27 protein-coding genes and 1 pseudogene are annotated in these 24928 nt (G+C 68.9%); 21 read left to right on the forward strand and 7 right to left on the reverse strand.

The features are described 5' to 3' along the window. Window positions 1–265 precede the first annotated feature (265 nt). The gene (locus RM423_RS01010; protein WP_311421125.1) at window positions 266–1099 is read left to right on the forward strand and encodes a TrmB family transcriptional regulator; all 834 of its coding nucleotides are present in this window, start codon (window positions 266–268) and stop codon (window positions 1097–1099) included. Window positions 1100–1133: 34 nt separating this feature from the next. Here RM423_RS01010 and ald read toward each other — a convergent pair whose 3' ends face one another. After that, the gene (ald, locus tag RM423_RS01015) at window positions 1134–2249 is read right to left on the reverse strand and encodes an alanine dehydrogenase (RefSeq protein WP_311421126.1); all 1116 of its coding nucleotides are present in this window, start codon (window positions 2247–2249) and stop codon (window positions 1134–1136) included. Window positions 2250–2364: 115 nt separating this feature from the next. On the opposite strand from ald, the gene RM423_RS01020 reads away from it, so the two are divergent. Next, window positions 2365–2919, forward strand: a complete 555-nt coding sequence (locus RM423_RS01020; RefSeq protein WP_396327535.1) for an Lrp/AsnC family transcriptional regulator — start codon at window positions 2365–2367, stop codon at window positions 2917–2919. A 22-nt stretch (window positions 2920–2941) separates the two neighbouring features. Here the strand turns inward: RM423_RS01020 and RM423_RS01025 are convergent, their stop codons facing one another. Together RM423_RS01025 and RM423_RS01030 are read right to left on the reverse strand one after the other, a co-directional pair. Beyond that, window positions 2942–4351 (reverse strand): aspartate aminotransferase family protein, encoded by a 1410-nt coding sequence (locus tag RM423_RS01025; protein ID WP_311421128.1) that lies wholly within the window; start codon window positions 4349–4351, stop codon window positions 2942–2944. Next, window positions 4348–4824: an Lrp/AsnC family transcriptional regulator gene (locus tag RM423_RS01030; RefSeq protein ID WP_311421129.1), complete on the reverse strand. Its 477-nt coding sequence runs from the start codon at window positions 4822–4824 to the stop codon at window positions 4348–4350. Before RM423_RS01030 ends, RM423_RS01025 begins: the two co-directional genes overlap by 4 nt. Window positions 4825–5033: 209 nt before the next feature. Between RM423_RS01030 and speB the strand changes: the two genes are divergently transcribed. Beyond that, the gene (speB, locus tag RM423_RS01035; protein WP_311421130.1) at window positions 5034–6047 is read left to right on the forward strand and encodes an agmatinase; all 1014 of its coding nucleotides are present in this window, start codon (window positions 5034–5036) and stop codon (window positions 6045–6047) included. Window positions 6048–6123: 76 nt separating this feature from the next. On the opposite strand, the gene RM423_RS01040 is transcribed toward speB, so the two are convergent. Further along, window positions 6124–6396: a DUF2631 domain-containing protein gene (locus RM423_RS01040; RefSeq protein WP_311421131.1), complete on the reverse strand. Its 273-nt coding sequence runs from the start codon at window positions 6394–6396 to the stop codon at window positions 6124–6126. Between the two features lie 163 nt (window positions 6397–6559). On the opposite strand from RM423_RS01040, the gene dxr reads away from it, so the two are divergent. The 7 genes from dxr to RM423_RS01075 all read left to right on the forward strand — a co-directional run bounded on the left by dxr (window position 6560) and on the right by RM423_RS01075 (window position 13760). Then, window positions 6560–7783, forward strand: a complete 1224-nt coding sequence (gene dxr, locus RM423_RS01045; protein ID WP_396327536.1) for a 1-deoxy-D-xylulose-5-phosphate reductoisomerase — start codon at window positions 6560–6562, stop codon at window positions 7781–7783. Window positions 7784–7872: 89 nt separating this feature from the next. Next, window positions 7873–9165 (forward strand): M50 family metallopeptidase, encoded by a 1293-nt coding sequence (locus tag RM423_RS01050; protein ID WP_311421133.1) that lies wholly within the window; start codon window positions 7873–7875, stop codon window positions 9163–9165. Window positions 9166–9186: 21 nt separating this feature from the next. After that, window positions 9187–9573 carry an FKBP-type peptidyl-prolyl cis-trans isomerase gene (locus RM423_RS01055; RefSeq protein WP_396327537.1) on the forward strand — a complete coding sequence of 129 codons (387 nt, stop codon included), beginning with the start codon at window positions 9187–9189 and terminating at the stop codon, window positions 9571–9573. 91 nt (window positions 9574–9664) lie between these two features. Further along, window positions 9665–10825: a flavodoxin-dependent (E)-4-hydroxy-3-methylbut-2-enyl-diphosphate synthase gene (gene ispG, locus RM423_RS01060; RefSeq protein ID WP_311421135.1), complete on the forward strand. Its 1161-nt coding sequence runs from the start codon at window positions 9665–9667 to the stop codon at window positions 10823–10825. Window positions 10826–10878: 53 nt separating this feature from the next. Further along, window positions 10879–12108, forward strand: a complete 1230-nt coding sequence (locus RM423_RS01065) for a GNAT family N-acetyltransferase (RefSeq protein ID WP_311421136.1) — start codon at window positions 10879–10881, stop codon at window positions 12106–12108. A 34-nt stretch (window positions 12109–12142) separates the two neighbouring features. Next, window positions 12143–13030 (forward strand): GNAT family N-acetyltransferase, encoded by an 888-nt coding sequence (locus RM423_RS01070; protein ID WP_311421137.1) that lies wholly within the window; start codon window positions 12143–12145, stop codon window positions 13028–13030. A gap of 52 nt (window positions 13031–13082) precedes the next feature. Further along, window positions 13083–13760 (forward strand): HAD family hydrolase, encoded by a 678-nt coding sequence (locus tag RM423_RS01075; protein ID WP_311421138.1) that lies wholly within the window; start codon window positions 13083–13085, stop codon window positions 13758–13760. 4 nt (window positions 13761–13764) lie between these two features. Here RM423_RS01075 and RM423_RS01080 read toward each other — a convergent pair whose 3' ends face one another. Beyond that, the gene (locus RM423_RS01080; RefSeq protein WP_311421139.1) at window positions 13765–14316 is read right to left on the reverse strand and encodes a DUF4439 domain-containing protein; all 552 of its coding nucleotides are present in this window, start codon (window positions 14314–14316) and stop codon (window positions 13765–13767) included. After that, window positions 14313–14840, reverse strand: coding sequence for a hypothetical protein (locus RM423_RS01085; protein ID WP_311421140.1), 528 nt, complete (start codon window positions 14838–14840; stop codon window positions 14313–14315). Before RM423_RS01085 ends, RM423_RS01080 begins: the two co-directional genes overlap by 4 nt. Before the next feature lie 94 nt (window positions 14841–14934). Between RM423_RS01085 and RM423_RS25345 the strand changes: the two are divergent. From RM423_RS25345 to rbfA, 6 genes and pseudogenes are all read left to right on the forward strand, one after another. Then, window positions 14935–15078, forward strand: a pseudogene (locus tag RM423_RS25345) (ribosome maturation factor RimP); the annotation flags it as partial. Between the two features lie 98 nt (window positions 15079–15176). Next, window positions 15177–15620: a ribosome maturation factor RimP gene (locus tag RM423_RS01090; RefSeq protein ID WP_311421141.1), complete on the forward strand. Its 444-nt coding sequence runs from the start codon at window positions 15177–15179 to the stop codon at window positions 15618–15620. A gap of 3 nt (window positions 15621–15623) precedes the next feature. Next, window positions 15624–16802, forward strand: a complete 1179-nt coding sequence (gene nusA, locus RM423_RS01095; RefSeq protein WP_311421142.1) for a transcription termination factor NusA — start codon at window positions 15624–15626, stop codon at window positions 16800–16802. Window positions 16803–16863: 61 nt separating this feature from the next. Beyond that, window positions 16864–17145, forward strand: coding sequence for a YlxR family protein (locus RM423_RS25350; RefSeq protein ID WP_396327548.1), 282 nt, complete (start codon window positions 16864–16866; stop codon window positions 17143–17145). 173 nt (window positions 17146–17318) lie between these two features. Continuing rightward, window positions 17319–20303, forward strand: a complete 2985-nt coding sequence (infB, locus tag RM423_RS01105) for a translation initiation factor IF-2 (RefSeq protein ID WP_396327538.1) — start codon at window positions 17319–17321, stop codon at window positions 20301–20303. A 106-nt stretch (window positions 20304–20409) separates the two neighbouring features. After that, window positions 20410–20844: a 30S ribosome-binding factor RbfA gene (rbfA, locus tag RM423_RS01110; RefSeq protein WP_311421143.1), complete on the forward strand. Its 435-nt coding sequence runs from the start codon at window positions 20410–20412 to the stop codon at window positions 20842–20844. A 105-nt stretch (window positions 20845–20949) separates the two neighbouring features. On the opposite strand, the gene RM423_RS01115 is transcribed toward rbfA, so the two are convergent. Further along, window positions 20950–21093, reverse strand: coding sequence for a hypothetical protein (locus RM423_RS01115; protein WP_311421144.1), 144 nt, complete (start codon window positions 21091–21093; stop codon window positions 20950–20952). On the opposite strand from RM423_RS01115, the gene RM423_RS01120 reads away from it, so the two are divergent. The 5 genes from RM423_RS01120 to nusB all read left to right on the forward strand — a co-directional run bounded on the left by RM423_RS01120 (window position 21094) and on the right by nusB (window position 24893). Further along, window positions 21094–21369 (forward strand): GNAT family N-acetyltransferase, encoded by a 276-nt coding sequence (locus tag RM423_RS01120; RefSeq protein ID WP_311421145.1) that lies wholly within the window; start codon window positions 21094–21096, stop codon window positions 21367–21369. It abuts the gene before it with no gap. A 10-nt stretch (window positions 21370–21379) separates the two neighbouring features. Next, entirely contained in the window at window positions 21380–22690 is a 1311-nt protein-coding gene (locus RM423_RS01125) for an MATE family efflux transporter (RefSeq protein ID WP_311421146.1), read from the forward strand. A gap of 47 nt (window positions 22691–22737) precedes the next feature. After that, complete coding sequence (gene truB / locus RM423_RS01130) at window positions 22738–23640, forward strand: tRNA pseudouridine(55) synthase TruB (protein ID WP_311421147.1); 903 nt, start codon at window positions 22738–22740, stop codon at window positions 23638–23640. 205 nt (window positions 23641–23845) lie between these two features. Beyond that, window positions 23846–24409, forward strand: coding sequence for an elongation factor P (gene efp / locus RM423_RS01135; RefSeq protein ID WP_311421148.1), 564 nt, complete (start codon window positions 23846–23848; stop codon window positions 24407–24409). 46 nt (window positions 24410–24455) lie between these two features. Beyond that, a complete protein-coding gene (nusB, locus tag RM423_RS01140) occupies window positions 24456–24893 on the forward strand; it encodes a transcription antitermination factor NusB (protein ID WP_311421149.1) in 438 nt (145 codons plus the stop codon). The last annotated feature ends 35 nt before the right edge of the window (window positions 24894–24928 follow it).

Genomic DNA, 24928 nt, shown 5'->3' on the forward strand with positions numbered 1-24928 from the left:
TGAGGACTACCTGGCCTTCGTGGTCGAGCAGACTCCTTCCGGCGAGAAACGTTCGATGGTCGCCCCGGCCTGCACAGAGCGTGACTGTCCGGAGTGACACCACCCACGAGTGGTGCCATCGCGGGAAACCTAGCGGGGAGAACACGTCTCGTCAATGGGGTGTCTGCGACCAATGTGACGCGTCGCAGAATTTACGTCCGGGAAATGTCTGCTCCGGCTCGCTCAAAATCGGACGGATCGCGATTCCGGTGGGTACGGTTCTAAAATGGCCGGTCTGAACTCACACGTCCACGGTCTCGTCGAGCTGGGAATGACGCGATACGAGGCAAAGGCTTATCTGACGCTCATCCAGCGAGAGAGCTACGCGGCCTCGGAACTGGCCAGCGAGGCCGGCATTCCGCGGCAGCGCATTTACGACGTGCTGAACAGCCTGGTTTCCCGCGGCCTCGCCCGGGACTGGCCGGGTCCAGTCACCCGATACGCCGCGACGGACCCCGAAACCGCCATCGACCGGCTGCTGGCCGTGCAGCGACAGGCGCTCTCGGGGTTGGAGTCGCATTCGGCTGACCTGGCCTCGGACCTGCGCGCTACCTGGGTGGTCGGCCGCGAAGAGAACGCGCCGCTGGACTACGTCGAGGTGCTTCGGAACGCGGGCATGTTAGGGGCGCGCTTTCGCGAGCTGCAGCACGAGGCCGAACGCGAACTGCTGACCTTCGCCAAGGCACCGTACGCGATGACGGAGAACCGGGTCGGTCTGGCCGCCACCCGCCGGATCGCCGACAGCGGCGGCGACGTGCGATGTGTCTACGAGTACAGCGTGCTCGACGACGCCGAGGTGGTCGCCGAGACGCTGGAGTTCATCGCGGCGGGCGAGGGCGCCCGGGTGGCGGCGGACGTGCCGATGAAGCTCTGCCTCGCCGACGGCCACCGCGCGCTGTTCTCGCTCACCGACCCCATCGCCGGCGGGCTGACGTCGACCAACATCCTGGTCGAGCACGCCTCCTTGACGACCAGCCTGCGGTTCACCTTCGAGGCGCTGTGGGCGAACGCCGAACCATTTGAACAGGCCCTGGAGAACCGGCTGCAGTCCTCCGCCTGAGCCGCCCGCGTCTGAAGAACCGAGCGTGCCGTGCTCAGGCCAGGACGTCGGCGACCGGCACGCTCTCATAGCCGAGGGCGCTGCCGACGGGGGCATTGGTCAGGTCACCGGCGTGGGTGTTCAGGCCCAGGGCCAGTGCGCTGTCGGCCCGCAGCGCGTTCCGCCAGCCGCGGTTGGCCAGCTCGATGGCGTACGGCAGGGTGACGTTGGTCAGCGCGTAGGTGGAGGTGTGCGGTACCGCGCCTGGCATGTTCGCCACGCAGTAGAACACCGAGTTGTGCACGTTGTACGTCGGCTCGGCGTGGGTGGTGGGCCGCGAGTCCTCGAAGCAGCCCCCCTGGTCGATCGAGATGTCGACCAGCACCGAGCCGGGCTTCATCCGCGACACCAGCTCGTTGCTGATCAGGGTGGGGGCCTTCGCCCCCGGGATGAGGACCGCGCCGATCACCAGGTCGGCGTCCAGCACCGCCTTCTCGACCTCGTAGGCATTCGAGGCGACGGTCTGGCAGTGGCCCTGGTAGATCGCGTCCATCTGGCGGAGCCGGGCGACGTTGCGGTCGAGCAACAGCACCTCCGCCTGCATGCCCAGGGCGATGGCGGCGGCGTTCTGGCCGGACACGCCGGCGCCGATCACGACGACTTTCGCCGCGTACGTTCCGGGCACGCCGCCCATCAGCACGCCGCGACCGCCGCCGTGGCGCATCAGGTGATACGAACCCACTTGCGGGGCCAGCCTGCCGGCCACCTCCGACATCGGGGCGAGCAGCGGCAGCGACCCGTCCGGCAGCTGGACGGTCTCGTAGGCGATCGAGGTGGTACCGGCCTTGAGCAGGGCGTCGGCGCAGTCCCGGCCCGCGGCCAGGTGCAGGTAGGTGAAGAGCGTCTGGTCCGCGCGCATCCGGCCGTACTCCTCGGCGATCGGCTCCTTCACCTTCAGGATCAGGTCGCCGGTGCCCCAGACGTCGTCGGCATCGGGAAGGACCTGGGCGCCAGCGGCGATGTAGTCCTCGTTCGGAATGGACGAGCCGACGCCCGCGTCCTGCTCGACGAAGACGTCGTGACCGTTGCGCACGAGTTCGTTGACCCCGGACGGTGTGATCGCCACCCGGTACTCGTGGTTCTTGATCTCGCGGGGGATCCCGACCTTCATTGCTGCCTCCGTCGCCATTGACATCTCGTCAGCTCGCCTGTGCAAGTCTCCTGACAATGAACGATCCACAGCTGGATTGCTAGTGCGCTGAAGAATATTCTGCCAAGCTCGCCTGATGAGCATCAAAGATTCGGAAAATCGGTCGAGCCTGCCCCCAGGACCGAACAGGATGCGGGAGGTGGGGGCGCCACCCGGGGCAGCGGCAGGGTCGCCCAACGCCGAACTGGATCGCATCGACCGCGAGATCCTGCGGGCGCTCGCAGCCGACGCGCGTATCCCGAACAACGCTCTGGCCGCTGCCGTGGGCATCGCCGCGTCGACCTGCCTCGGCCGGGTCCGCAGTTTGCGGGAGCGCGGCATCATCCGGGGATTTCACGCAGACATCGATCCGGCGGCGGTGGGGCACGGCATCCAGGCCATGATCGCGGTGCGGATGCAGTCCCACGCGCGCAGCCACATCGCCGAGTTCGCCGCGACCGTGTCAGAGCTGCCGGAGGTCCTCAACGTGTTCTTCCTGGCCGGTGCCGACGACTTTCTGGTGCACGTGGCGGCCCGAAGCACCGAGAATCTGCGCGACTTCGTGGTGGTGAACCTCAGCGGCAACCCGGATGTGGCTCTCACCGAGACGAACCTGATCTTCGAGCACATCCGGGCGGGTGCCGCCTACTGACATCCAGAGCTTCGCCGTGGGATTAGATCTTGGTTGCGCCCTCGATGAGTACAGCCCGCAGGATCTGCTCGATCTCGTCGAACTCCGCCTGGCCGCAGATCAGCGGCGGCGCGAGCTGGATGACCGGGTCACCACGGTCGTCAGCTCGGCAGTACAGGCCACCATCGAAGAGTGCCTTGGACAGGAAGCCGCGCAGCAGGCGCTCGGACTCGTCGTCGTCGAACGTCTCCTTGGTGGCCTTGTCCTTCACGAGCTCGATGCCGTAGAAGTACCCGTCGCCGCGGACGTCGCCGACGATCGGCAGGTCATTGAGCTTCTCCAGGGTCGTCCGGAAGGCATTCTCGTTGTCGAGCACCCGCTGGTTCAGGCCTTCTCGCTCGAACAGGTCGAGGTTGGCCATCGCCACCGCTGCCGAGACCGGATGGCCGCCGAAGGTGTAGCCGTGCGGGAAGTAGTCCGTCCCGTGCAGGTACGGCTCGGCAAGCCGGTCGGAGATGATGCAGGCGCCGATGGGGGAGTAGCCCGACGTCATGCCCTTGGCGCAGACGATCATGTCGGGGACGTAGTCGAACTTGTCGCAGGCGAACATCGGGCCGAGCCGGCCGAAGGCGCAGATCGTCTCGTCCGACACCAGCAGCACGTCGTACTTGTCGCAGATCTCGCGGACCCGCTGGAAGTATCCCGGCGGCGGCGGGAAGCAGCCGCCGGAGTTCTGCACCGGCTCGAGGAACACCGCCGCAACCGACTCCGGACCCTCCATGATGATCGCGGTCTCGATCTGGTCGGCGGCCCACTGACCGAACTGCTTGAGGTCATCGCCGTGGATGGGCGCCCGGTAGAAGTTGGTGTTGGGCACCTTGTGCGCACCCGGCACCAGCGGCTCGAACATCGTCTTGGCGCCGGGAATGCCGGTGATCGACAAGGCCCCCTGCGGGGTGCCGTGATAGGCGACGTAGCGCGAGATGACCTTGTGCTTCAGAGGCTTTCCGGTCAGCTTGAAGAACTGCTTGGCAAGCTTCCAGGCCGTCTCGACCGCCTCGCCGCCGCCCGTGGTGAAGAAGACCCGGTTCAGGTCGCCGGGTGCCGCGTCGGCCAGCCGCTCGGCGAGGTTGATGGCCGGCGGGTGGGCGTAGGACCAGATCGGGAAGTACGCCAGCTCGCCGGCCTGCTTGGCGGCGGCCTCGGCCAGTTCCCGGCGCCCGTGACCGGCCTGGACGGTGAAGAGTCCCGCCAGGCCGTCCAGGTAGCGGCGGCCCTCGACGTCATAGATGTACGCGCCCTCGCCCCGCACGATCGTGGGCACCGGCGAGTTGTCGTAGGAGGACAGCCGGGTGAAGTGCATCCACAGGTGGTCCCGGGCCGAGGCGGACAGCCTGGCAGCCTCGTCGGAGACAGCGGCCGGCTCGGTCGGTTCAAAGTTGCTGGTTGTCATGCGATACCCCAGTTGTAGGTCTGCTTCTTGAGCTTCAGGTACATGAAGGTCTCGGTGCGGCGCACCGCGGGCAGCTTGCGAATGCGATCGTTGAGCAGTTCCAGCAGGTGTTCGTCGTCAGTGACCACCGCCTCGGCGAGGATGTCGAAGGATCCTGCAGTCAGTACGACGTAGACGAGCTCGGGAATCTCGGCGAGCTCCGCGGCGGCTGCCTCCAGGTCGCCCTCGATGTTGATGCCGATCATCAGCTGGCGCGCGAAGCCGATCTGCTGAGGATCGGTGACCGCGACGATCTGGACGGTGCCGGAGTCGACGAGCTTCTGGACGCGCTGCCGCACTGCTGCCTCCGACAGCCCGACCGCCTTGCCGATCGTGGCGTAGGGACGCCGGCCGTCCTGCTGCAGTTGCTCGATGATCGCCTTGGAGGTGTCGTCGAGCTGCGGGCGGCCGGCTCGGCGCGGGGAAGCGGCCATGACACGAATAATGCACCAGACACCCCGCTCCGGCAAGTGAATCCGAAGCAGAATGGTGCTGTGAGGTGCTGAAAAGCTCTGTCCGGCCGGTGCGCGCTCTGGCGCTCGTCCTGGCCGCGGCTCTAAGGTGAGGCACTGGGCGTCTCGGGTGGCGGCCGCAGCCACCAGCCTTGGGGGCACCAGCATCACGAGCACGCAGCGGAGGAAGTATGGCGCGCTACGGCGCACAGTTCGGGCCGGACATCACCTTTCTGGGGGTGCGCCGCTGTGACTGGGCCGATCCCAGCAGCTATGCCGGTGCCGACGTGGTGATCCTGGGAGCCCCGTTCGACGGCGGCACCTCGCACCGGTCGGGGACCCGGTTCGGCCCGCAGCACATCCGCCAGACCTGTTACCTGGCTCAGGACGGCAGCCGTCCGTCCCTGGCGATGCGGGTGGACGGCCTGCGGGACCTGTCGGTCTTCGACGCCGGCGACGTCGAGATGTTCTCCGGCGACGCCGACCGCTCGGTGCGCGACCTGCAGGCGGCGGTGCACGCGGTCACGGCCACCGGCGCCATCCCGCTGGTCCTGGGCGGTGATCACACCATCGCCTGGCCGGACGCCGCCGGGGTCGCGCAGCACCTGGGCCAGGGCCGGGTGTCGATGATCCACTTCGACGCGCACGCCGACACCGGGGACGTGGAGTTCGGCTCGCTGATCGGGCACGGCCAGCCGATGCGCCGGCTGATCGAGTCCGGCGCCCTGCGTGGCGACCGGTTCCTGCAGTTGGGCCTGCGCGGCTACTGGCCGGGGCCCGAGACGCTGGACTGGATGGCCGAGCAGGGCATGCGGTCCTATGAGATGACCGAGATCACCGCGCGGGGGTTGGAGGTGTGCCTCACCGAGGCCTTCGCCATCGCGACGGACGACTGCGACGGGGTGTTCCTGTCCATCGACATCGACGTGTGCGATCCGGGCCATGCCCCGGGCACCGGCACTCCGGAGCCCGGTGGCCTCACCTCACGGCAACTCCTCGACGCCGTACGCCGGATCTGTTACGAGCTGCCGGTTGTGGGCGTGGACCTGGTCGAGGTGTCACCTCCTTACGACCACGCCGAGATCACCTCGTTCCTGGCCAACCGGGTGGTGTTGGAGGCGCTGTCGGCGATCGCCCGCCGCCGCAAGGATGCCGCCGACGGCACCACCTGGAACCCGTTGCAACCCCTGCTCGACGGCCGCTGACGGGAGAGATGCGATGAGACTGCTGATCCTGGCTCACCGTGGGGACTGCGCGACGACGACTGAGACGACTGATCAGCTAGGAGCGCCACTGGGTGCGGCGGCGGCGGATATCATAGATCAGCCCACCGGCAATGCCGAGCATCAGCAGCACGATGAACACGTTGCCCGAGTCGTTGTAATGAGTCGTGGTCAGCAGTGCGCCGAGGATCAGGAAGGTGATCCAGCCCGCGATCTGGCGCCCCTTGGTGAACTCGTGGTGCCAGCCCCACGCGTCGGCCGGTTCGTGCTCGGACGCAACGGGTTCGACCTCGGACGTGCTCGTCTTCTGGGGGGCGTTCTCGGCAGACACGGGCGGGTCACTCCTAGATTCCGGCGAACTCGAAACGACGGGATGGGCACCCTCATTCTGCACTCATTCTGGCAGCCCCATTCTGCCGCCGCGGGGCGCCCTCCACCCGTCGCCGCGCGGCGGTACGGCCAATACGACACCACAGCGCGGCCGGTCGGCGACAATGTGCGGTGTGAGCATCTCCGAGAGCCCGGCCAGCGATCCGCGGCGCGTCGTCCTGCTCGGTTCCACCGGCTCGATCGGTACCCAGGCGCTGGACGTGATCGCCGGTTCGCCGGAGCGGTTCGCGGTGGCCGGCATCTGCGCCGGTGGCTCCAACGTTGAGCTGCTGGTGGAGCAGGCCGTGCGCTGGCGGGTCCAGCAGCTGGCGGTCAGCGATCCGGCCGCCGAGTCCGAGCTGCGCGGGCGGCTGAGCGCGGCGTGGCCGGCCGGGGTGCCTGAGCCCGAGATCCTGGCCGGCCCCGGCTCCACGGCGGAGCTGGCCACCCTGGAGTGCGACGTCGTCCTCAATGGCGTTGCCGGAGCCCAGGGCCTGCGGGCGACGCTGGCGGCCCTGGACGCCGGTCGCACCGTCGCACTGGCCAACAAGGAGTCCCTGATCGCCGGTGGACCGCTCGTCCTGGCCGCAGCCAAGCCCGGACAGCTGGTGCCGGTGGACTCCGAGCACTCAGCACTTGCCCAGTGCCTGCGCGGCGGCTCACCGGCCGAGGTCCGCCGGTTGGTGCTCACCGCCAGCGGCGGGCCGTTCCGGGGCCGTGACCGCGCGGCCCTTGCCGACGTCACGCCGGCCCAGGCCCTGTCGCATCCGACCTGGGACATGGGCAAGCTCGTCACCACCAACTCCGCGACCCTGGTCAACAAGGGGCTCGAGCTGATCGAGGCGCAGTTGCTCTTCGGAGTGGGCTATGACCGCATCGACGTGGTCGTCCACCCCCAGTCGGTGGTGCACTCGATGGTGGAGTTCGTCGACGGGGCGACGCTGGCCCAGGCCAGCCCGCCGGACATGCGGCTGCCCATCGCGCTGGCGCTCGGCTGGCCGGATCGGGTGCCGGGCGCGGCCGCCGGCCTGGACTGGAGCACCGCGCACACCTGGACGTTCGAGCCGGTCGACAACGAGGCCTTTCCGGCGATCGAGCTGGCCCGGACGGCGGGCCGGGCAGGCGGCTGCGCCCCGGCCGTGTACAACGCCGCGAACGAGACTCTGGTCACGGCCTTTCACAGCGGCCGCTGTGGTTTCCTCGCCATAGTTGACACGGTCGCGGCCGTTGTGACCCGGTGGCTGGACTCCGAGCACGCCGCAGCTGGGAAACCACGCGACCTTGCCGATGTGGAAGCTGCACAGCGCTGGGCCGAACGCGAGGCGACGGCGCTGCTGACATCACAGTGAGCTGAGGGCAGCGCGCTGGTAACCGGCTGGCGAGGCACAATCGTTGTGAGAACCCCGTTTTCTTTCGCGATCGAGAGGATGACAATCACGTGCTCTACGCACTGGGTGTGATCGCCTTCGCCTTCGGGCTGCTGGCCTCGATCGCGCTGCACGAGATCGGCCACATGGTGCCGGCCAAGAAGTTCGGCGTCCGGGTGACCCAGTACATGGTCGGGTTCGGGCCGACGGTGTGGTCGCGCCGCAGGGGTGAGACCGAGTACGGACTGAAGGCCATCCCGCTCGGCGGCTACATCCGCATGATCGGGATGGTGCCGCCGCGGCCGGACGGCAAGCGCTCGCGCTGGCCCCGGCGGATGGGGGAGCTGGTCGAGGATTTCCGGGCGACCAGCCGCAGCGAGGTGACCGAATCCGACGGCGATCGGCAGTTCTACCGGCTGACCCCTGGCAAGAAGATGATCATCATGCTCGGCGGTCCGACCATGAACCTGCTCATCTTCTTCGTGATCAGCATCCTGCTGTACGGCGTGATCGGGCTGAAGGCCCCTACCACGACGGTCAGCTCGGTGAGCGAGTGCGTGGTCTCTACCACGGTCGCCACCCCGGCCTGCCCGGCGCCGACCGCACCGGGCTACCAGAAGGCGCCGGCCAACGGCGTGCTGCAGCCGGGGGACAAGATCACCGCCATCGGTGGCGTGGCGATCGAGAACTGGTCGGCCGCGGTGAAGATCATCGAGGCGTCGGCGAACAAGCCCATCACGGTGGACGTCCGCCGCGACGGTCGGTCGGTGCCGTTGAAGTTGACCCCGGTGCGCAACACCAAGTACGCCAATGACACCGGTACCGCGACCAAGCAGGCGGGGTTCATCGGCATCAGCACCACCGAGAGCTATCAGGCGCTGTCGCCGGGTCAGGTCCGCAGCGTGATCTGGCACCAGCTGACCCTGAGCGTGGACGCGTTGAAGCAGTTCCCGGCGAAGATCGGCAGCCTCGTCGGAACGGTCTTCGAGGGCAAGCCACGAGACCAGAACGGCGCGGTGGGAGTGGTCGGCCTCGGTCGGATCGGTGGCCAGATCGCGAACAGCAACCAGGTCGCCGCGCTGGACAAGGTCTTCAGCCTGCTGAGCCTGCTGGCCAGCGTCAACCTGCTGCTGTTCCTGTTCAACCTGCTGCCGCTGCTCCCGTTGGACGGCGGCCACGTCGCCGGGGCCATCGTCGAGGCCAGCCGCCGGGGGGTGGCGCGGCTGCGCAAGCGTCCTCGGTTGATCTTCGTCGACGTCGCTCAGCTCGTCCCCGTGATGTACGTGGTGGCCAGCGTGCTTATCGTCTTCTCGGTGCTGGTGATGTACGCCGACATCGTCAAGCCGATCACCCTGCCGAACTGACCTCGCACAGACCGAAGCATCATGGAAAAGGAGTACCTCGTGACCAAGCCCGTAGTCGAGTTTCCCACCGCAGAGCCGACCGGAGAGCTGCAGATCCGCGACCTGATCGTCGGCGACGGCGAGACCGCCCAGGCAGGCCAGCAGGCCGTGGTCCACTACGTCGGGGTCGCACACTCGACCGGCGAGGAGTTCGACGCCAGCTACAACCGGAACTCGCCCTTCACCTTTCCGCTGGGCGGCGGCCGCGTCATCGCGGGCTGGGACCAGGGCGTGCAGGGCATGAAGGTCGGTGGCCGGCGAGAATTGATCATCCCGCCGCACCTGGGCTACGGGGACCGCGGTGCGGGCGGCGCCATCAAGGGCGGCGAGACGCTGATCTTCGTCGTCGACCTGCTCGACCTTCGCTAGAGCCGGCGCGCGAGATCTCAGCGCACAAGATCCGCACCACGACGTTCTGTCGCAAGAGGAACGTTTTTCGCAAAAGGATTGAGGAACAGCAGTGAGCACTCCGATCTCGTTGGGCATGCCCGCGGCCCCGCCGCCGGTGCTGGCGCCGCGCCGACGGTCCCGCAAGATCCAGGTGGGCTCGGTCGCGGTCGGCGGCGACGCGCAGGTATCGGTGCAGTCGATGACGACCACTCTCACGTCCGACATCAACGCGACCCTGCAGCAGATCGCGCAGCTCACCGCGGCGGGTTGCGACATCGTGCGGGTTGCCTGCCCGAGTCAGGATGACGCGGACGCGCTGCCGGCCATCGCCAGGAAGTCCCAGATCCCGGTGATCGCCGACATCCACTTCCAGCCGAAGTATGTTTTTGCCGCCATCGATGCCGGCTGCGCAGCCGTCCGGGTGAATCCTGGCAACATCCGCGCCTTCGACGACAAGGTCGGTGAGATCGCGCGGGCGGCCAGTGACGCGGGAGTGTCGCTGCGGATCGGCGTCAACGCCGGCTCGCTGGACAAGCGGTTGCTGGAGAAGTACGGCAGGGCCACTCCGGAGGCGCTGGTCGAGTCGGCCCTGTGGGAGGCCTCGCTCTTCGAGGAACACGGGTTCCGCGACTTCAAGATCTCGGTGAAGCACAACGATCCGGTGATCATGGTCCGCGCCTACGAGCAACTGGCCGAGCAGTGTGACTACCCGCTGCACCTCGGCGTGACGGAGGCCGGCCCGGCGTTCCAGGGCACCATCAAGTCGGCGGTGGCCTTCGGATCGCTACTGGGCAAGGGCATCGGCGACACCATCCGGGTCTCGTTGTCCGCGCCGCCGGTCGAAGAGGTGAAGGTCGGTCTGCAGATCCTGGAGTCGCTCAACCTCCGCCAGCGCCGCCTGGAGATCGTCTCCTGCCCGTCCTGCGGGCGCGCTCAGGTCGACGTCTACACCCTCGCCGAGAAGGTCACGGCCGGGTTGGAAGGCGTCGAGGTCCCGCTGCGCGTCGCCGTCATGGGGTGCGTGGTGAATGGCCCCGGCGAGGCACGCGAGGCGGACCTCGGGGTGGCCAGCGGCAACGGCAAGGGTCAGATCTTCGTCCGCGGTGAGGTCATCAAGACCGTTCCGGAGTCCCAGATCGTCGAGACCTTGATCGAAGAGGCGCTGCGGATGGCCGAGGAGATGCAGGCCGCCGGCATGGCATCCGGCCAGCCCAGCGTCGCGGTGAGCTGACCGTGGCGAAAACCGCTTGGCGTCCCGCCGCGGCGAGTGAACACTGCTGAGTCATGGGCATCGAGATCCGGCCGGCGGTACCTGAGGACCTTTCCGAAATAGGTCGGCTGGACGGCATCGCGTTCGGCGAGCAGCTCTCCGTACAGGACCTGGCTGACGCCTTCGACGTCGAGCCGCCGCGGTTCGTGGTGGCCACCGAGGACGGTTCCATCGTCGGGGTCGCCGGTGACTTCCGCTTCGACATGACGGTGCCGGGTTCGCCGACGGCGGCACACCCGGCACCGGCGCTGCCCTCGCTCGGGGTTCCCGGGGTGACCTGGGTATCGGTGAGCCCGACTCGTCGGCGCCGCGGCATTCTTCGCCGGCTGATGGAGTTCCAGCTCGCCGAGTATGCCGCGGCAGCCGAGCCCGCGGCGATCTTGACCGCGAGCCAGGGCGGCATCTATCGCCGATTCGGCTACGGCCCGGCGGCGGTCACCCGTGCGGTGTCGATCGACCGCAGGCTTACCGGGCTGCTTACGCCCGTCGACGATTCGGCGGTCCAGGTGCTGTCCGCCGATCGGGCGCGGGCCGTGCTGCCTTCGCTGCATCGCAACTGGCGCAAGCAGGTGCCGGGCGCGCTGAGCCGGAGCGAGGCCTGGTGGGACCGGCTGTTCCTGGACCGGGAACAGCACCGTGGCGGCAGAAGCGCCAAGTTCTATCTGGTGCATCCAGAGGGCTACCTCAGCTACCGAATCCGCAATGGATGGAACGGCGGGGACGTCGAGAGCGTCTGCTCGATCGTGGACTACGCGCCCGGCAGCGCATCCGCGCACGCGGCACTGTGGCAGACCCTGCTCGCGATGGACCTGGTGTCGGTGATCGAGAGCGAGCAGGTGTCCATCGATGACCCGCTGCCATTTCTGCTGACCGACCACCGGGCGCTGAAGACCACCGCGCTCCGTGACGGCCTGTGGCTGCGTCCGGTCACCGTGCCGGCGTTGCTGGCGGCCCGCGGGTACGGCCTCGACGTGGATGTCGTGATCCGGGTGCTCGATGACCAGCTCGGCGACAGCACCGTACGCCTGCAGGCCGGGCCCGGCGGCGCGATGTGCGAGCCGGCCAGCAGCGTTGCCGATATCGAGTTGCCGGCGGCAGCGCTCGGATCGGTGTACCTCGGCGGCCACCGGTTGCGCACGCTCGCGCAGGCCGGCCTCGCCCGAGCCGACGACCCGGCGTCGCTGGCCCGGGTGGATCTGGCCTTCGCGGCCGACCCGGCGCCGAGGCACGGCACCGGGTTCTGAGCGGGCGGCGGCGGGTGGCGGTACGTTTCTTCCCATGACCGCGACCCAGACCCACCCCCGGGTTCTGAGAAGTGCGGACGCGGCGGCGATCCGCTCGCTGGTCAGGCGTGACCCGGTCCTGCACTGCGTTCTGGACGCCCGATTGGGCTTGGCGCACGACCTGGATCCGCAGCGGCTCGGCGGCTTTCTCTGGGGCATTGATGGCAACACTGACGGCAGCACGGCCTGCACGGACGGCGACGTGGCGCCGGGCCTACGGGCGGCGGCCTTCCACGGCGGCAACCTGATCCCGATCGGCGAGGACGCCGAGGCGCTGGAGGCGATCGCGACGCAGCTCTCCCGATCCGGCCGCGGCTGCTCGTCCATCGTGGGCTCGGCCGCGTCGGTGGCGGTGATGTGGCCGGTGCTCCTGCGGCGCTGGGGTCCCGCCCGCGCGGTGCGCGCCAACCAGCCGCTGATGATGATCGATGCCCCGTCGGCGATCCCGCCGGACCCGGCGGTGCGCCGGGTCGAGTTGGTGGAACTGCCGCGTTTCTTTCCGGCGGCGGTGGCGATGTTCACCGAGGAGCTGAGTGTGTCACCGATCGCCCACGATGCCGGCCGGGGCTATCGGGCACGGGTGGCCGAGCTCGTCAGCGCGGGACGCGCGTTCGCCCGGTTCGATCACCGGGGCGAGGTGGAGTTCAAGGCCGAGGTCGGCTCCGTCGGCGGCGCGACCGCGCAGATCCAGGGGGTGTGGGTGCGCCCGGACCTGCGCGGGCGGGGGATCGGGACGGCCTGCATGGCCGCCGTGCTGCGGCAGGCGCTGGCGATGGCGCCGTCGGCGAGCCTGTACGTCAACGACTACAACGAGTCCGCGCGGCGGATGTACAGCCGGCTGGGAATGTGGCAGGCGAACGTCCTGACGACCGTCCTGTTCTGACCGGGCGCTGCCCTTTCGCTCCGTTGTCGGCGGCTTGTGGTAATTCTGTGGCATGAACCTGGATGCCGTGATCTTCGACTGGGGCGGCACGCTGACGCCCTGGCACACCGTCGACCACCTCGACTGCTGGCTGAGCGTGACCGGTGACCCCGCGCGCGCCCGGGCGCTCAGCGCCGCCGAGGAGCGGGTGTGGATCGCTATGCGGGATGAGCATCGCAGCGGCACCGTTGACCAGATCGTGCGGGAGGCGGGGCTGAGCCTCACCGAGGCTCAGCGCCGGGAGTACTACCGCTGGTGGGACGCGCACAGCTACACCGATCCCGCTGTGCCCGAGCTGTTCTCAGCCTTGCATGCGCGCGGATTGAAGGTGGGCATCCTGTCCAACACGGTGTGGCCGGCGCTGGAGCATCAGCGCATCTTCGCCCGGGACGAGATTCACCACCTGATCGACGGAGAGGTGTATTCCTCCGAAATCGAATGGACGAAGCCCCATCCCGAGGCGTTCCAGGCGGCGCTCGACGCGGTTGGCGTCACCGATCCGTCCCGCGCGGTGTACGTCGGTGACCGCCTGTTCGAGGACGTGTTCGGCGCGAACCAGGCCGGGATGCGTTCGGTGTTCATCCCGCACAGCGACATCCCGGCGCATCAGCAGACCGGGGTCGAGGACACCCCGGACGCGGTCGTCCATGAACTCGGCGAACTGGTGGCGGTGATCGACTCCTGGCTGTAGCGGTTCAGAGGCCGGGAAAGGCCACGGTGGGCTTGGCGGGTGTTACCAGCGCCCGCCAGGTCGTCGCGGCGGCTGCGGCGGTTGCCAGCCCGCTCAGTGCCTGGGTGCGCACGGCGAGCTGTTTACCGCCGGCGGCGACCGCCGCGGTCAGCAGGTACCGGTAGGCGTCCGCGCAACCCTCTTCGAGCAGGACGGCCGAGCGGACGGCAGCGACCGGATCGGTTCCGGTTCTGGGTTCAGTTCGGGTTGCGGGTGCAGTTTCGGTTTTGGCTTCGGGCGGCCGGTACACCGGCTGGGCGGCTACCGGAGTCAGTCCGAGCCCGGTGAGTTGGGCCATCAGGTCGTCGCGGACCTGCCGGTGCGCCGACTCGAATTCGCGGGCGTGTTGCACCTGACCGCGTTCGGTCAGCCGGACGCCCGCCACCGGATAGCCGTACACCGCGGCGTGCTCGGCCGCGAGCACCCGCTGCAGGGCATCCGGCACGGTGGGCGAGATGGTCGCTGCCGCGCCCGCCGGCGTGGTGCCGGGAGCGGGACTGGCCGCGGGTTTCGTCATGACAGCACCTGTGCGTGCGTGGAAAGGCTGGCGGAGATGCTCGCCAGCACGGGTACCACCTGGGTGGCGTGCGCCTCGTCGGCGGCCCAGTCCATGGCGCTGGCGCGCAATTCCTTCGCCGCGGTCGTGCTCGCGGCGGCCAAACCCCCGACCGTGCCGGGCACCGGCGCGGCCTCCGGCAGCGTGGCTGTGACCGTTCCAGTGGCCCCGGCAGCTCCAGCCTGCGACAGCCGCCAGCCGGGATAGCGCTCCAGCAGCGCCCGAAGCGCCGCGCCGTGCTCGCTCACATCGGCTCGCAAGCCGGTCAGGACGCCCGACCTCACCTTCGCCGCCAGCACCCGGTCGTACCCCTCCAGCAGGGCTTGCTGCCGGCTGACGGCGGACGTCAGCGCCTCCGGCGGCCTCGGTGGTGGCACCGCCACCTTGTGCGACACCGACCTGGTCAGCCCGGCGAGGGCGCCGCCGCCGACCGCGGCCAGGAGCAGGGTGCGGCTCAGCAGAGCGCGTCGGGTAATGGCTGCCATGGCGCAAGCAGTCTCTCAGATGCCGGTAAGCTGGCGCCCGAGCAACTCGAACAAGCGCGTTTGCCACAACTGGACATCGACGGGAGCGCCTGACATGACTGCGCGAACGCCACAGCGGCAGCAGCTCATTGCCCTACTGACCCCGGTGATCGCCTCTGAGGGCTATGACCTCGAGGACCTCTCGGTCACCGCCGCCGGACGCCGGAGCTTGATCCGGATCACGGTGGATGCGGACAACGGAATCGATCTCGATGGAGTCGCGGCGGTGTCGCGCTCCATCTCGGCCGCGCTGGACGATGACACCGATGGCGGGACGCGGCCTTTGCCGGCCCGTACGTGCTCGAGGTCAGCTCACCGGGCGTCGACCGCCCCCTCATCGAGCCGAGGCACTGGCGGCGAGCCGCCGGCCGGTTGGTCGAGTTCTCGGTTACCGAGCGGGCCGGCTCACACCGGGTGGTCACCGGCCGCGTCAAGGCCCTGGAGGGCTCCGACCTGGTGGTCGACGTGGCTGGCACGGAGCAGCGATTCGCGCTCGACACGGTGGGCTCCGGCCGGGTTCAGGTGGAGTTCTCCCGTCCCGGCCAGTCCGTTGACAGTGACAGCGAGCTGGCGCTCGATGACAGCGACAGCGACGGCCTGGACGACGATCTCGACGATGACAGCGACCTGAATTTCGACGAAGACGACGAGCCCCGCCCCGTGGGCGGCCTCAGCGCCGCATCGGATGCCGAATCAGCCGACCACAGCGACGCGGCCCGCGCGCGACATAAGGAGGCCTGAGACATGGTCTCAGTGGACATCGCAGCCCTGCGCAGCATCGAGCGAGAGAAAGAGATCTCGTTCGAGACGGTGATGGAGGCCCTCGAAACGGCCCTGTTGACCGCCTACCGGCACACCAACCACCCGATGCCACACGCGCGGGTCGAGATCGATCACAAGAGTGGAGCCGTTACCGTCTGGGCCGCCGAGTACGGCAAGGACGGCGAACTGGTCGAGGAGTTCGACGACACCCCGACGGACTTCGGACGGGTCGCGGCGATGACGGCCAAGCAGGTGATCATCCAGCGGCTGCGCGACGCCGAGCACGACAACACCTACGGCGAGTACTCCGGCCACGAGGGCGACATCGTCACCGGCATCATCCAAGCCGACGCCCAGGCCTCCCAGCGCGGACTCGTCCTCGTCAGCCTCGGCAAGGTCGAGGCGATTCTGCCGCAGTCCGAGCAGGTTCCGGGCGAGGTCTACGAGCACGGCACCCGGATCAAGAGCTACGTCGTCTCTGTGGTCCGAGGCATGCGGGGCCTGCAGATCACGCTGAGCCGGACCCACCCCGGCCTGGTGAAGAAGCTGTTCGCCCTCGAGGTTCCCGAGATCAACGACGGCAGTGTCGAGATCATGGCGGTGGCCCGTGAGTCCGGGCACCGCACCAAGATCGCGGTCCGGAGCACCGTCGACGGCCTCAACGCCAAGGGCGCCTGCATCGGGCCGATGGGGCAGCGGGTGCGCAACGTCGTCGCGGAGCTGCACGGCGAGAAGATCGACATCATCGACTACGCCGACGATCCGGCCACCTTCGTCGGCAACGCGCTGTCACCGGCCATCGCCCGCGAGGTTGCCGTCGTGGACGCGACTGCCAAGGCCGCCCGGGTGGTCGTTCCGGACTACCAGTTGTCGCTGGCCATCGGCCGGGAGGGGCAGAACGCCCGGCTCGCGGCTCGGCTCACGGGCTGGCGCATCGACATCCACTCCGACGCCGAGGGATCGGCTCCCGAAGGATCGGACGGAGCGGCACCGGCAGCAGCGGCGATGTCTTCGGCCGAGGCCGCCATGTCCTCGGCCGAGGTGGAACCGACAGGGGCCGAGGAGTGGGATCCCGAGCCCGAGATCGACATCCATCCGGCAGGTTCGCGTGCGCTGGACACTTCGGCCGCGGTGGATAATGCATTCCGGGTCGGGGAGTAGACTGACTTCTGCGGCCGTCGACTCGACGGTGGCACCTCCGGTTCCGCATGCGGTCATCCGTATGTGTATCGGTTGTCGCCAACGAACGGAAGCCGCAGAATTGCTTCGCATCGTCGTTGACCTTGCAGCTCGCCCCGAACCGGACCTTTCGACTTCGAGCGTGCTGCCGGACCCACGACGAAGCGCTCGAGGCCGGGGGGCCTGGCTCCACCCGGTAACGCGATGCGTTGAACTGGCGGAGCGCCGTCGAGCATTCGGCAGGGCCTTGCGTGTCGAGTCCAGGCTGGATCTGACGGCAGTGCGAGAGTATGTCGAGTCGGTGACCGGAGCTGGCAGCCGGTGATCGTCGCGAGTCAGCAAACCGTGTGCATGCCCGCACCAGCTCCCGCTGGTGAGGTACTTAGCGATTGTGAGAAGACGAGCTATGAGCACCCGATGAAGCGCCAACAATGATTGCGTTTCCAACCTAAATCGGGATCGTGCGGGCTACCGCCGGTCCTGTGACGAAGGAGTCCAGTGGCAGGCAAGGCCCGCGTTCATGAGCTCGCCAAAGAGCTCGGCGTACCAAGTAAAGACGTTCTGGCAAAGCTCAGCGAGCTCGGTGAGTTCGTGAAGAGCGCATCCTCGACGGTGGAGGCCCCGGTCGCCCGGCGGCTCCGTGAGTCGTTCCCTACCTCATCCGCCCCGGCCGCATCCGCCCCTACCCCGTCCGCCTCCGCACCGGCTCAGTCGCCGGCAGCGGCCGCTCCGAGGTCGGCTACCACGCCCGTTGTCGAAGTGGCGCCCGCACCGACGGCACGGTCTGCCACCCCTGCACCGTCCGGTGCTGTGCCCGGCCCCGCTCCGGTACGCACGCCGGCTCCCGCCGCGACCGTACAGGCACCGCGATCGGCCGAACGCCCGGCGGCTCCGGCGGCCCCGGTCGCTTCTCCGCAGGTACCGGCAGCGTCTGCCGCTGCCGCGCCCACCGCGCCGGCGGCAGACTCCGCCCCGGCCCGGCCGGGTACGCCGACCCCCGGTTCCGCACCGCGTCCGGGAGGCCCCCGTCCGGGTGGACCTCAGCGCGTCGCGAACAACCCGTTCGGCGTGGGGGGCGGCCAGCCTGCTCCCCGTCCGGGCGCGTCGCGACCCGGCGGGGGTAATCCCGCTTCCGGCGGAAGTCAGATGCCTCCTCGTCCCGGCTCGCCCCGCCCCGGCGGCTCCGCCGGTCCGGGTGGTCCGCGTCCCAATCCTGGCATGATGCCGCCCCGGCCCAACCCGGGCATGGTGCCGGGTCGTCCCGGTGGCGCTGGCCGTCCGGGTGCTCCTGGCCGTCCTGGTGGTCCCGGCGGCCCCGGTGGTGCTGGTGCCGGTCGTCCCGGTGGCCCCGGTCGTCCCGGTGGCGCTCCTGGTGGGGGCGGCGGTGGTTATCGCGGTGGTCCCGGTGGCGGTGGTGCTCCCGCTGGGGGCGGCGGTGGTTACCGCGGCGGTCCGGGTGGCGGTGGCGCTCCTAGTGGCGGCGGCGGTGGCTTCGGTCCCCGTCCCGGCGGCGGTGGCCCCGGTGGCCGTGGTCGCGGTGCCGGTACCGCAGGCGCCTTCGGTCGCGGTGGCGGTGGTCGTCCGACCCGTGGGCGCAAGAGCAAGAAGCAGCGTCGTCAGGAATTCGACAACATGTCGGCGCCTTCGCTCGGTGGCGTGCAGGTTCCCCGCGGTAGCGGAGAGATCCTGCGGCTGCCGCGTGGCGCCTCGCTGTCGGACTTCGCGGACAAGATCAACGCCGAGCCGGCCGCGCTGGTGACGGTGATGTTCCACCTCGGTGAGATGGTGACGGCGACGCAGTCGGTCAACGAAGAGGTCCTGCAGCTGCTGGGTGCCGAGCTGAACTACAACGTCCAGGTCGTCAGCCCCGAGGACGAGGACCGCGAGCTGCTCGAGTCCTTCGACCTGACCTTCGGTGACGACGAGGGCGAGGACGAGGAGCTGGTCGCGCGGCCGCCGGTGGTGACCGTCATGGGTCACGTCGACCACGGTAAGACGCGACTGCTCGACGCGATCCGCAAGTCCAACGTCATCGCGGGCGAGGCCGGTGGCATCACCCAGCACATCGGTGCCTACCAGGTTCACGTCGATCACGACGGCACGGACCGCGCGGTTACCTTCATCGACACCCCCGGTCACGAGGCGTTCACCGCCATGCGTGCCCGTGGTGCCTCGACCACCGACATCGTGGTGCTGGTCGTGGCGGCCGATGACGGCGTGATGCCGCAGACCATCGAGGCGCTGAACCACGCCCAGGCGGCGAACGTGCCCGTCGTGGTCGCGGTCAACAAGATCGACAAAGAAGGCGCGAACCCGCAGAAGGTGCGTCAGCAGCTCACCGAATACGGGTTGGTGGCCGAGGAGTACGGCGGCGACACGCTGTTCGTCGACGTGTCGGCGCGCAACAACCTCAACATCGATGGGCTGCTCGAGGGCATCCTGCTCACCGCGGACGCGGCCCTGGATCTGCGGGCCAATCCGCACCAGGACGCGCAGGGTATCGCCATCGAGGCGCACCTCGACCGCGGCCGCGGGCCGGTGGCGACCGTGCTGGTTCAGCGCGGCACGCTGCACGTCGGTGACTCGATCGTGGCCGGGGACGCCTTCGGCAGGGTTCGGGCGATGCTCGACGACGACGGCAAGAACATCGACGAGGCCGGACCGGGTACGCCCGTGATGGTGCTGGGTCTGACCTCGGTTCCAGGTGCCGGTGACTCGTTCATCGTCGTCGAGGAGGACCGGATCGCCCGGCAGATCGCCGATCGCCGGTCGGCGCGGGAGCGCAACGCACAGCTCGCGTCCAACCGTCGTCGGATCTCTCTGGACGACCTGGACAAGGCGCTCGCGGCTGGTGAGGTTCAGCAACTGAACCTGATCATCAAGGGTGACGTGTCCGGTTCGGTCGAGGCTCTCGAGGACTCACTGCTCAAGATCGAGCTCAACGACGGCAACGACGAGGTCTCGCTGCGGGTCATCGGACGTGGTGTCGGCGCGATCACCGAGAACGACATCAACCTGGCCATCGCCTCGGACGCGGTCGTCATCGGCTTCAACGTCCGGCCCGAGGGCAAGGCGCGTGAGGCGGCCGAACGCGAGGGCGTGGACGTCCGGTACTACACCGTCATCTACCAGGCCATCGACGAGGTCGAGGCGGCGCTGAAGGGCATGCTCAAGCCCGAGTTCGAAGAGGCGCAGCTGGGCACCGCCGAGGTGCGCGAGGTGTTCCGGGTTCCCAAGATCGGCAACGTCGCGGGTTCCATCGTCCGTTCCGGCACAATCCGCCGGAACTCCAAGGCCAGGCTGGTCCGCGACGGCATCGTCGTCAACGAGCACCTCAGCGTGGACTCGCTGCGGCGGTTCAAGGACGATGCCACCGAGGTCCGGGAGGGCTTCGAGTGCGGTATCGGTCTCGGGTCGTTCAACGACATCAAGACCGGCGACATCATCGAGACCTTCGAGATGCGCGAGAAGCCGCGCGGCTGACCCAAGCCGGAGCGGCTCCAGTTCGACTTCTGCTCAGCGCGGGCGCACGCCCGCGCTGAGCAGAACTCTCGGGTGGGCTCGCGTCCACAGCAAGGAGAACAACGTCATGGCCGACAGCCCGCGCTCCCGCCGCATGGCCGGCCGCATTCGGCAGATCGTCGCCTCGTACATCGAGAGCCAGATCAAGGACCCTCGACTCGGCATGGTCACCGTGACCGATGTCCGGATGACCGGCGACCTGCATGATGCCTCCGTCTTCTACACCGTCTTCGGGGACGAGGCGGAGCGTGCGGACTCGGCTGCCGCACTTGGGGCGGCCAAGGGGCAGATTCGTTCCGAGGTCGGCCGGCAGACGGGTGTGAAGTTCACCCCCACTGTCTCGTTCTTCCTGGACGAGCTGCCGGAATCGGCCAAGCACATCGACGACCTGCTCGCCGTCGCCCGCAACGCCGATGCGCAGGTCGAGAAGGTCCGTGCCAATGCCACCCCGGCCGGCGAGCCGGATCCCTACCGTAAGCCCCGTGAACCCGAAGAGGAGTAGTTCCCGGCCGGACGCCGAGGTGGTGCTCACCCGGGCCACCGAAGCGGACTGGCCCGGGATCTGGCCGATCTGGCACGAGATCGTCACGGCCGGCGAGACGATCGCCTACGACCCGGCCGCGGACTCCGAGACCAGCAAGCGGTCCTGGTTCAGCGGTTCCGACGAGGTGTGGGTGGCGAGAGCCGGCGGCGCGACCGACGTGCTCGGGACGTACAAGCTCGGCCCGAACAGGCCCGGTCCGGGTCGCACGTGGCCACGGCCACCTATCTGGTCAGCTCGGGTGCCCGCGGCCGGGGCGTGGGGCGGGCGATGGTGCGGCACTGCCTGGACCGGGCGGCCGGAGCCGGCTACCGGGGCATCCAGTTCAACGCCGTCGTGGCGACCAACGTGTACGCCGTCGCCCTGTACGAGGACCTCGGCTTCTCCGTCACCGGCCGGATCCCGGGCGGCTTCCGCCATCCCGAGCACGGCTTCGTCGACCTGCTGATCATGTATTGCGACCTGATCGGATACCGCGACCTGTGACGGCCCGGCCGTGGTGACCCCCGCCGAGGTCTCCACCCGGCGCATCGTGACACTGGCCGGGTCCGCCTTCGTGGTGCTCGCCGCTGAGCCGCTGTTCCTGCTTGTCGACACCGCTGTGGTGGGCCACCTGGGCAGGGTTCCGCTGGCCGCACTGGGCGCCGCCGGCATCGTCATGACGTTGCTGGCCATCGTCGGCACCTCCCTGGAGTACGGCACCACCGGACGGGCGGCCCGTTACTTCGGCGCGGGCCGTCGGGAGGCCGCGGTGAACGAGGGCGTCCAGGCGTCCTGGTTGGCACTACTGATCGGCCTGGTCGCCCTCGTCGTCGGTGAGGCCGTGGCCGGGCCGGTCGTTCGGGTGGTCACCGGCGGAGCCGGGCCGGTGGCCGACGACGCCGAGCGGTGGTTGCGGATCGCCATTCTCGGACTGCCGGGAGTCCTGCTGGTACTGGCCGGCAACGGCTGGCTGCGCGGCGTACAGGACACCAGGACCCCGGTACGGATCGTGGTGCTGGCCAACGCCGTCTCCGCGGTCGCCTCGCCCGTCCTGGTGTACCCGGTGGGCATGGGGCTGGCGGGATCGGCCGTGGCGAACGTCTGCGCCCAGGTGCTGGCGGCGGCGCTGTGTGTCCGCGCGCTGCGTGCCGAGCGGGTGCCGAGCCGCCCGCAGTGGCACGTCATGCGGTCACAAGTCGTGGTCAGCCGGGACCTGGTTGCCCGGTCGCTGGCATTCCAGGCCGCGTACCTGACCGCGGCGGGCGTGGCCGCCCGGATGGGGGCAGCCCAGCTCGCGGCGCACCAGGTCGGCCTGCAGCTGTGGGAGTTCATCGCACTGCTGCTCGACTCGTTCGCGATCGCGGCGCAGTCCCTGGTGGGCGCCGCGCTGGGCGGCGGCGATGTCGAGGCGGCCAAGAGCACCGCGTGGCAGGTGAGCCGCTACGGGGTCGTCGCCGGTGTGATCTTCGCCGGGGTGGCCGGTGCGGGCTGGCAGCTGCTGCCCAAGGTGTTCAGCTCCGACGCCGCGGTGCAGGCACAGGCGCACGTGCTGTGGCCGTGGCTGATCGCGATGATGCCACTCGGCGGCGTCCTCTTCGCCCTGGACGGGGTATTGCTCGGCGCCGGGGACAACGCGTTCATCCGTAACGTCACCATGGTGGCCGCACTCGGCGCGTTCGTCCCCATCGCCCTGCTGGCGCTGCGCCTGGACTGGGGACTGGGCGGAGTGTGGGCCGGCATCGCGTCCTTCATCACCGTCCGGCTGATCGGCATGGCGTGGCGTACCCGCAGCGGACGGTGGCTGGTGGTGGGGGAACGGCGCTGAGGGCCGGGCGCCTCAGTCCACCCGAGCGGTGCAGCTACCCTTCCTGCATGGCGAGAAAGGGGCCGACCGGGCCGGGCGGGCTGATCATCGTCGACAAACCGGCGGGGATGACCTCACACGACGTGGTGGGCAAGGTCCGCCGGATAGCCGGGACCCGCCGCGTCGGGCACGCCGGCACGCTGGACCCGATGGCTACCGGAGTGCTCGTCCTCGGGGTCGAGCGGGCCACGAAGTTGATGAATCACCTTCTGCTCTCGGACAAAACCTACCTGGCCACCATCCGGCTCGGTGCCTCGACCAGCACGGACGACGCCGAGGGGGAGGTGCTGGCCACCGCCGACGCCAGCTCGATCCGGCTCGCCGACGTCGAGACCGGAGTCGCGCGGCTGACCGGGGACATCCTGCAGCGGCCGTCGTCGGTGTCGGCGATCAAGGTCGATGGCCAGCGGGCGTACGCCCTCGTCCGCGCCGGCGAGACGGTGGATCTTGCCGAGCGGCCGGTGAGCATCGAGCGCTTCGAGCTGCTGTCCGAGCCGCGCCACGTCGACGGCTTCTGCGACTTCGACGCCGTCGTCGACTGCTCGTCCGGTACCTACATCCGCGCGCTGGCACGCGACCTCGGCGCCGCCCTCGGCGTGGGCGGGCACCTGACCGCCTTGCGGCGCACCCGGGTCGGCGCGTTCGAGCTGCGGCACGCCCGCACGCTGGGGCAGCTTGCCGAGCTGCCCGATCCGATCGTCCTGCCGCTGCCCCGAGCCATCGCCGAGGCGATGCCGGTACGGACCCTGCTGCCCGACGAGGCCAGCGAGCTCAGCTACGGCCGGACGATCGAGCCCGCCGGGATCGAGGGGACCTACGGCGGGCTCACCGAGGACGGAACCGCCGTGGCGCTGCTCCAGGAGTGGGGCGGTCGGGCGCGCCCGGTACTGGGCTTCACCCCGAAGACGTGACCCCAACACGCGACGGTGGTGCGGTAAGCGCGTGCTGCCGTCCCGGACGAGGCCGGTAAACTTCTCGGCTGGCGCGTGTCTCATGCCGTGGACGAGCTCCGAGCGGGGCCCGCAGTACCCAGATATGCAGTACCCAGATATGCAGTACCCAGATATGCAGTACCCAGACATGCAATACCCAGATTATTAGGAGAGTTGCCCACACATGGCCAGCACGAACGACTTGAAGAACGGCCTGGCGCTCAACATCGACGGCCAGCTCTGGACCGTGGTGGAGTTCCAGCACGTCAAGCCCGGCAAGGGCGGCGCCTTCGTGCGGACCACCCTGAAGAATGTGCTGTCCGGCAAGGTGGTGGACCGGACCTTCAACGCCGGGACCAAGGTCGAGACGGCGACCGTCGACAAGCGCACGATGACCTACCTCTACAAAGAGGGCGAGGACTTCGTGTTCATGGACGGCGACACCTACGAGCAGATGCACATTCCGGCCGCTGTGGTCGGCGAGGGCGCCAACTACCTGCTGGACAACGCCGAGGTTGCGGTCGCGGTGCACGAGGGCCTGCCGCTCTACATCGAGCTGCCGACCTCGGTCGAGCTGCTGATCACCTACACCGAGCCGGGCCTGCAGGGTGACCGGGCCACCGGCGGCACGAAGCCCGCCACGGTCGAGACCGGCGCCGAGGTCCAGGTGCCGCTGTTCGTCACCACTGGCGAGAAGATCAAGATCGATACCCGGGACGGCCGCTACCTCGGCCGCATCAACGGCTGAGCTGAGCACAGCCCAGTGAGCAATCAGAGCGGGATGATCTGAAGACATGGCTGCCCGCAGCAAGGCCCGCAAGCGCGCCGTCGACCTTCTCTACGAGGCCGACCTTCGAGGCGACGATCCGGTGACCACCCTGGCCGACCGGATCGCCCTGTCGGACCCGCCGATCAACGACTACACGATCGAGCTGGTCGAGGGCGTCGCAGAGCACCAGCGCGAGATCGACGACATGCTCAGCGACTACTCCGAGGGCTGGACGCTGGACCGGATGCCGGGCGTGGACCGGGCGGTGCTTCGGATCGGCCTGTACGAGCTGCTGTGGTCCGACGACGTCCCGGACGCGGTCGCCATCGACGAGGCCGTCGAGCTGGCGAAGGCATTGTCGACGGATGAGTCCCCGAAGTTCGTGAACGGCATCCTGGGCCGCGTCCTGCGCGACCAGCTGCCAGCAGGCGGCCACCCAACTGAAGGCAGCCAACCCAGCTGAGCAACGTGAAACGCAGCGGCCCGGGTAGCGTCCGC

Origin of the sequence: Jatrophihabitans lederbergiae, assembly GCF_031845305.1 — a bacterium.
In the GTDB taxonomy this organism is placed as follows: Bacteria; Actinomycetota; Actinomycetes; order Mycobacteriales; family Jatrophihabitantaceae; genus Jatrophihabitans_A; species Jatrophihabitans_A lederbergiae.

Bases quoted from the DNA above. Each gene is read 5' to 3' on its own strand.
- dxr (WP_396327536.1), top strand. From the start codon at position 6,560: ATGTGCGGTGTGAGCATCTCCGAGAGCCCGGCCAGCGATCCGCGGCGC.
- RM423_RS01075 (WP_311421138.1), top strand. From the start codon at position 13,083: ATGAACCTGGATGCCGTGATCTTCGACTGGGGCGGCACGCTGACGCCC.
- nusB (WP_311421149.1), top strand. From the start codon at position 24,456: ATGGCTGCCCGCAGCAAGGCCCGCAAGCGCGCCGTCGACCTTCTCTAC.
- truB (WP_311421147.1), top strand. From the start codon at position 22,738: ATGGCGAGAAAGGGGCCGACCGGGCCGGGCGGGCTGATCATCGTCGAC.
- ald (WP_311421126.1), bottom strand. From the start codon at position 2,249: ATGAAGGTCGGGATCCCCCGCGAGATCAAGAACCACGAGTACCGGGTG.
- RM423_RS01020 (WP_396327535.1), top strand. From the start codon at position 2,365: ATGAGCATCAAAGATTCGGAAAATCGGTCGAGCCTGCCCCCAGGACCG.
- RM423_RS01080 (WP_311421139.1), bottom strand. From the start codon at position 14,316: ATGACGAAACCCGCGGCCAGTCCCGCTCCCGGCACCACGCCGGCGGGC.
- RM423_RS01025 (WP_311421128.1), bottom strand. From the start codon at position 4,351: ATGACAACCAGCAACTTTGAACCGACCGAGCCGGCCGCTGTCTCCGAC.
- RM423_RS01010 (WP_311421125.1), top strand. From the start codon at position 266: ATGGCCGGTCTGAACTCACACGTCCACGGTCTCGTCGAGCTGGGAATG.
- RM423_RS25350 (WP_396327548.1), top strand. From the start codon at position 16,864: ATGTGTATCGGTTGTCGCCAACGAACGGAAGCCGCAGAATTGCTTCGC.
- rbfA (WP_311421143.1), top strand. From the start codon at position 20,410: ATGGCCGACAGCCCGCGCTCCCGCCGCATGGCCGGCCGCATTCGGCAG.
- RM423_RS01085 (WP_311421140.1), bottom strand. From the start codon at position 14,840: ATGGCAGCCATTACCCGACGCGCTCTGCTGAGCCGCACCCTGCTCCTG.
- RM423_RS01065 (WP_311421136.1), top strand. From the start codon at position 10,879: ATGGGCATCGAGATCCGGCCGGCGGTACCTGAGGACCTTTCCGAAATA.
- nusA (WP_311421142.1), top strand. From the start codon at position 15,624: ATGGTCTCAGTGGACATCGCAGCCCTGCGCAGCATCGAGCGAGAGAAA.
- efp (WP_311421148.1), top strand. From the start codon at position 23,846: ATGGCCAGCACGAACGACTTGAAGAACGGCCTGGCGCTCAACATCGAC.
- speB (WP_311421130.1), top strand. From the start codon at position 5,034: ATGGCGCGCTACGGCGCACAGTTCGGGCCGGACATCACCTTTCTGGGG.
- RM423_RS01070 (WP_311421137.1), top strand. From the start codon at position 12,143: ATGACCGCGACCCAGACCCACCCCCGGGTTCTGAGAAGTGCGGACGCG.
- RM423_RS01030 (WP_311421129.1), bottom strand. From the start codon at position 4,824: ATGGCCGCTTCCCCGCGCCGAGCCGGCCGCCCGCAGCTCGACGACACC.
- RM423_RS01055 (WP_396327537.1), top strand. From the start codon at position 9,187: ATGGAAAAGGAGTACCTCGTGACCAAGCCCGTAGTCGAGTTTCCCACC.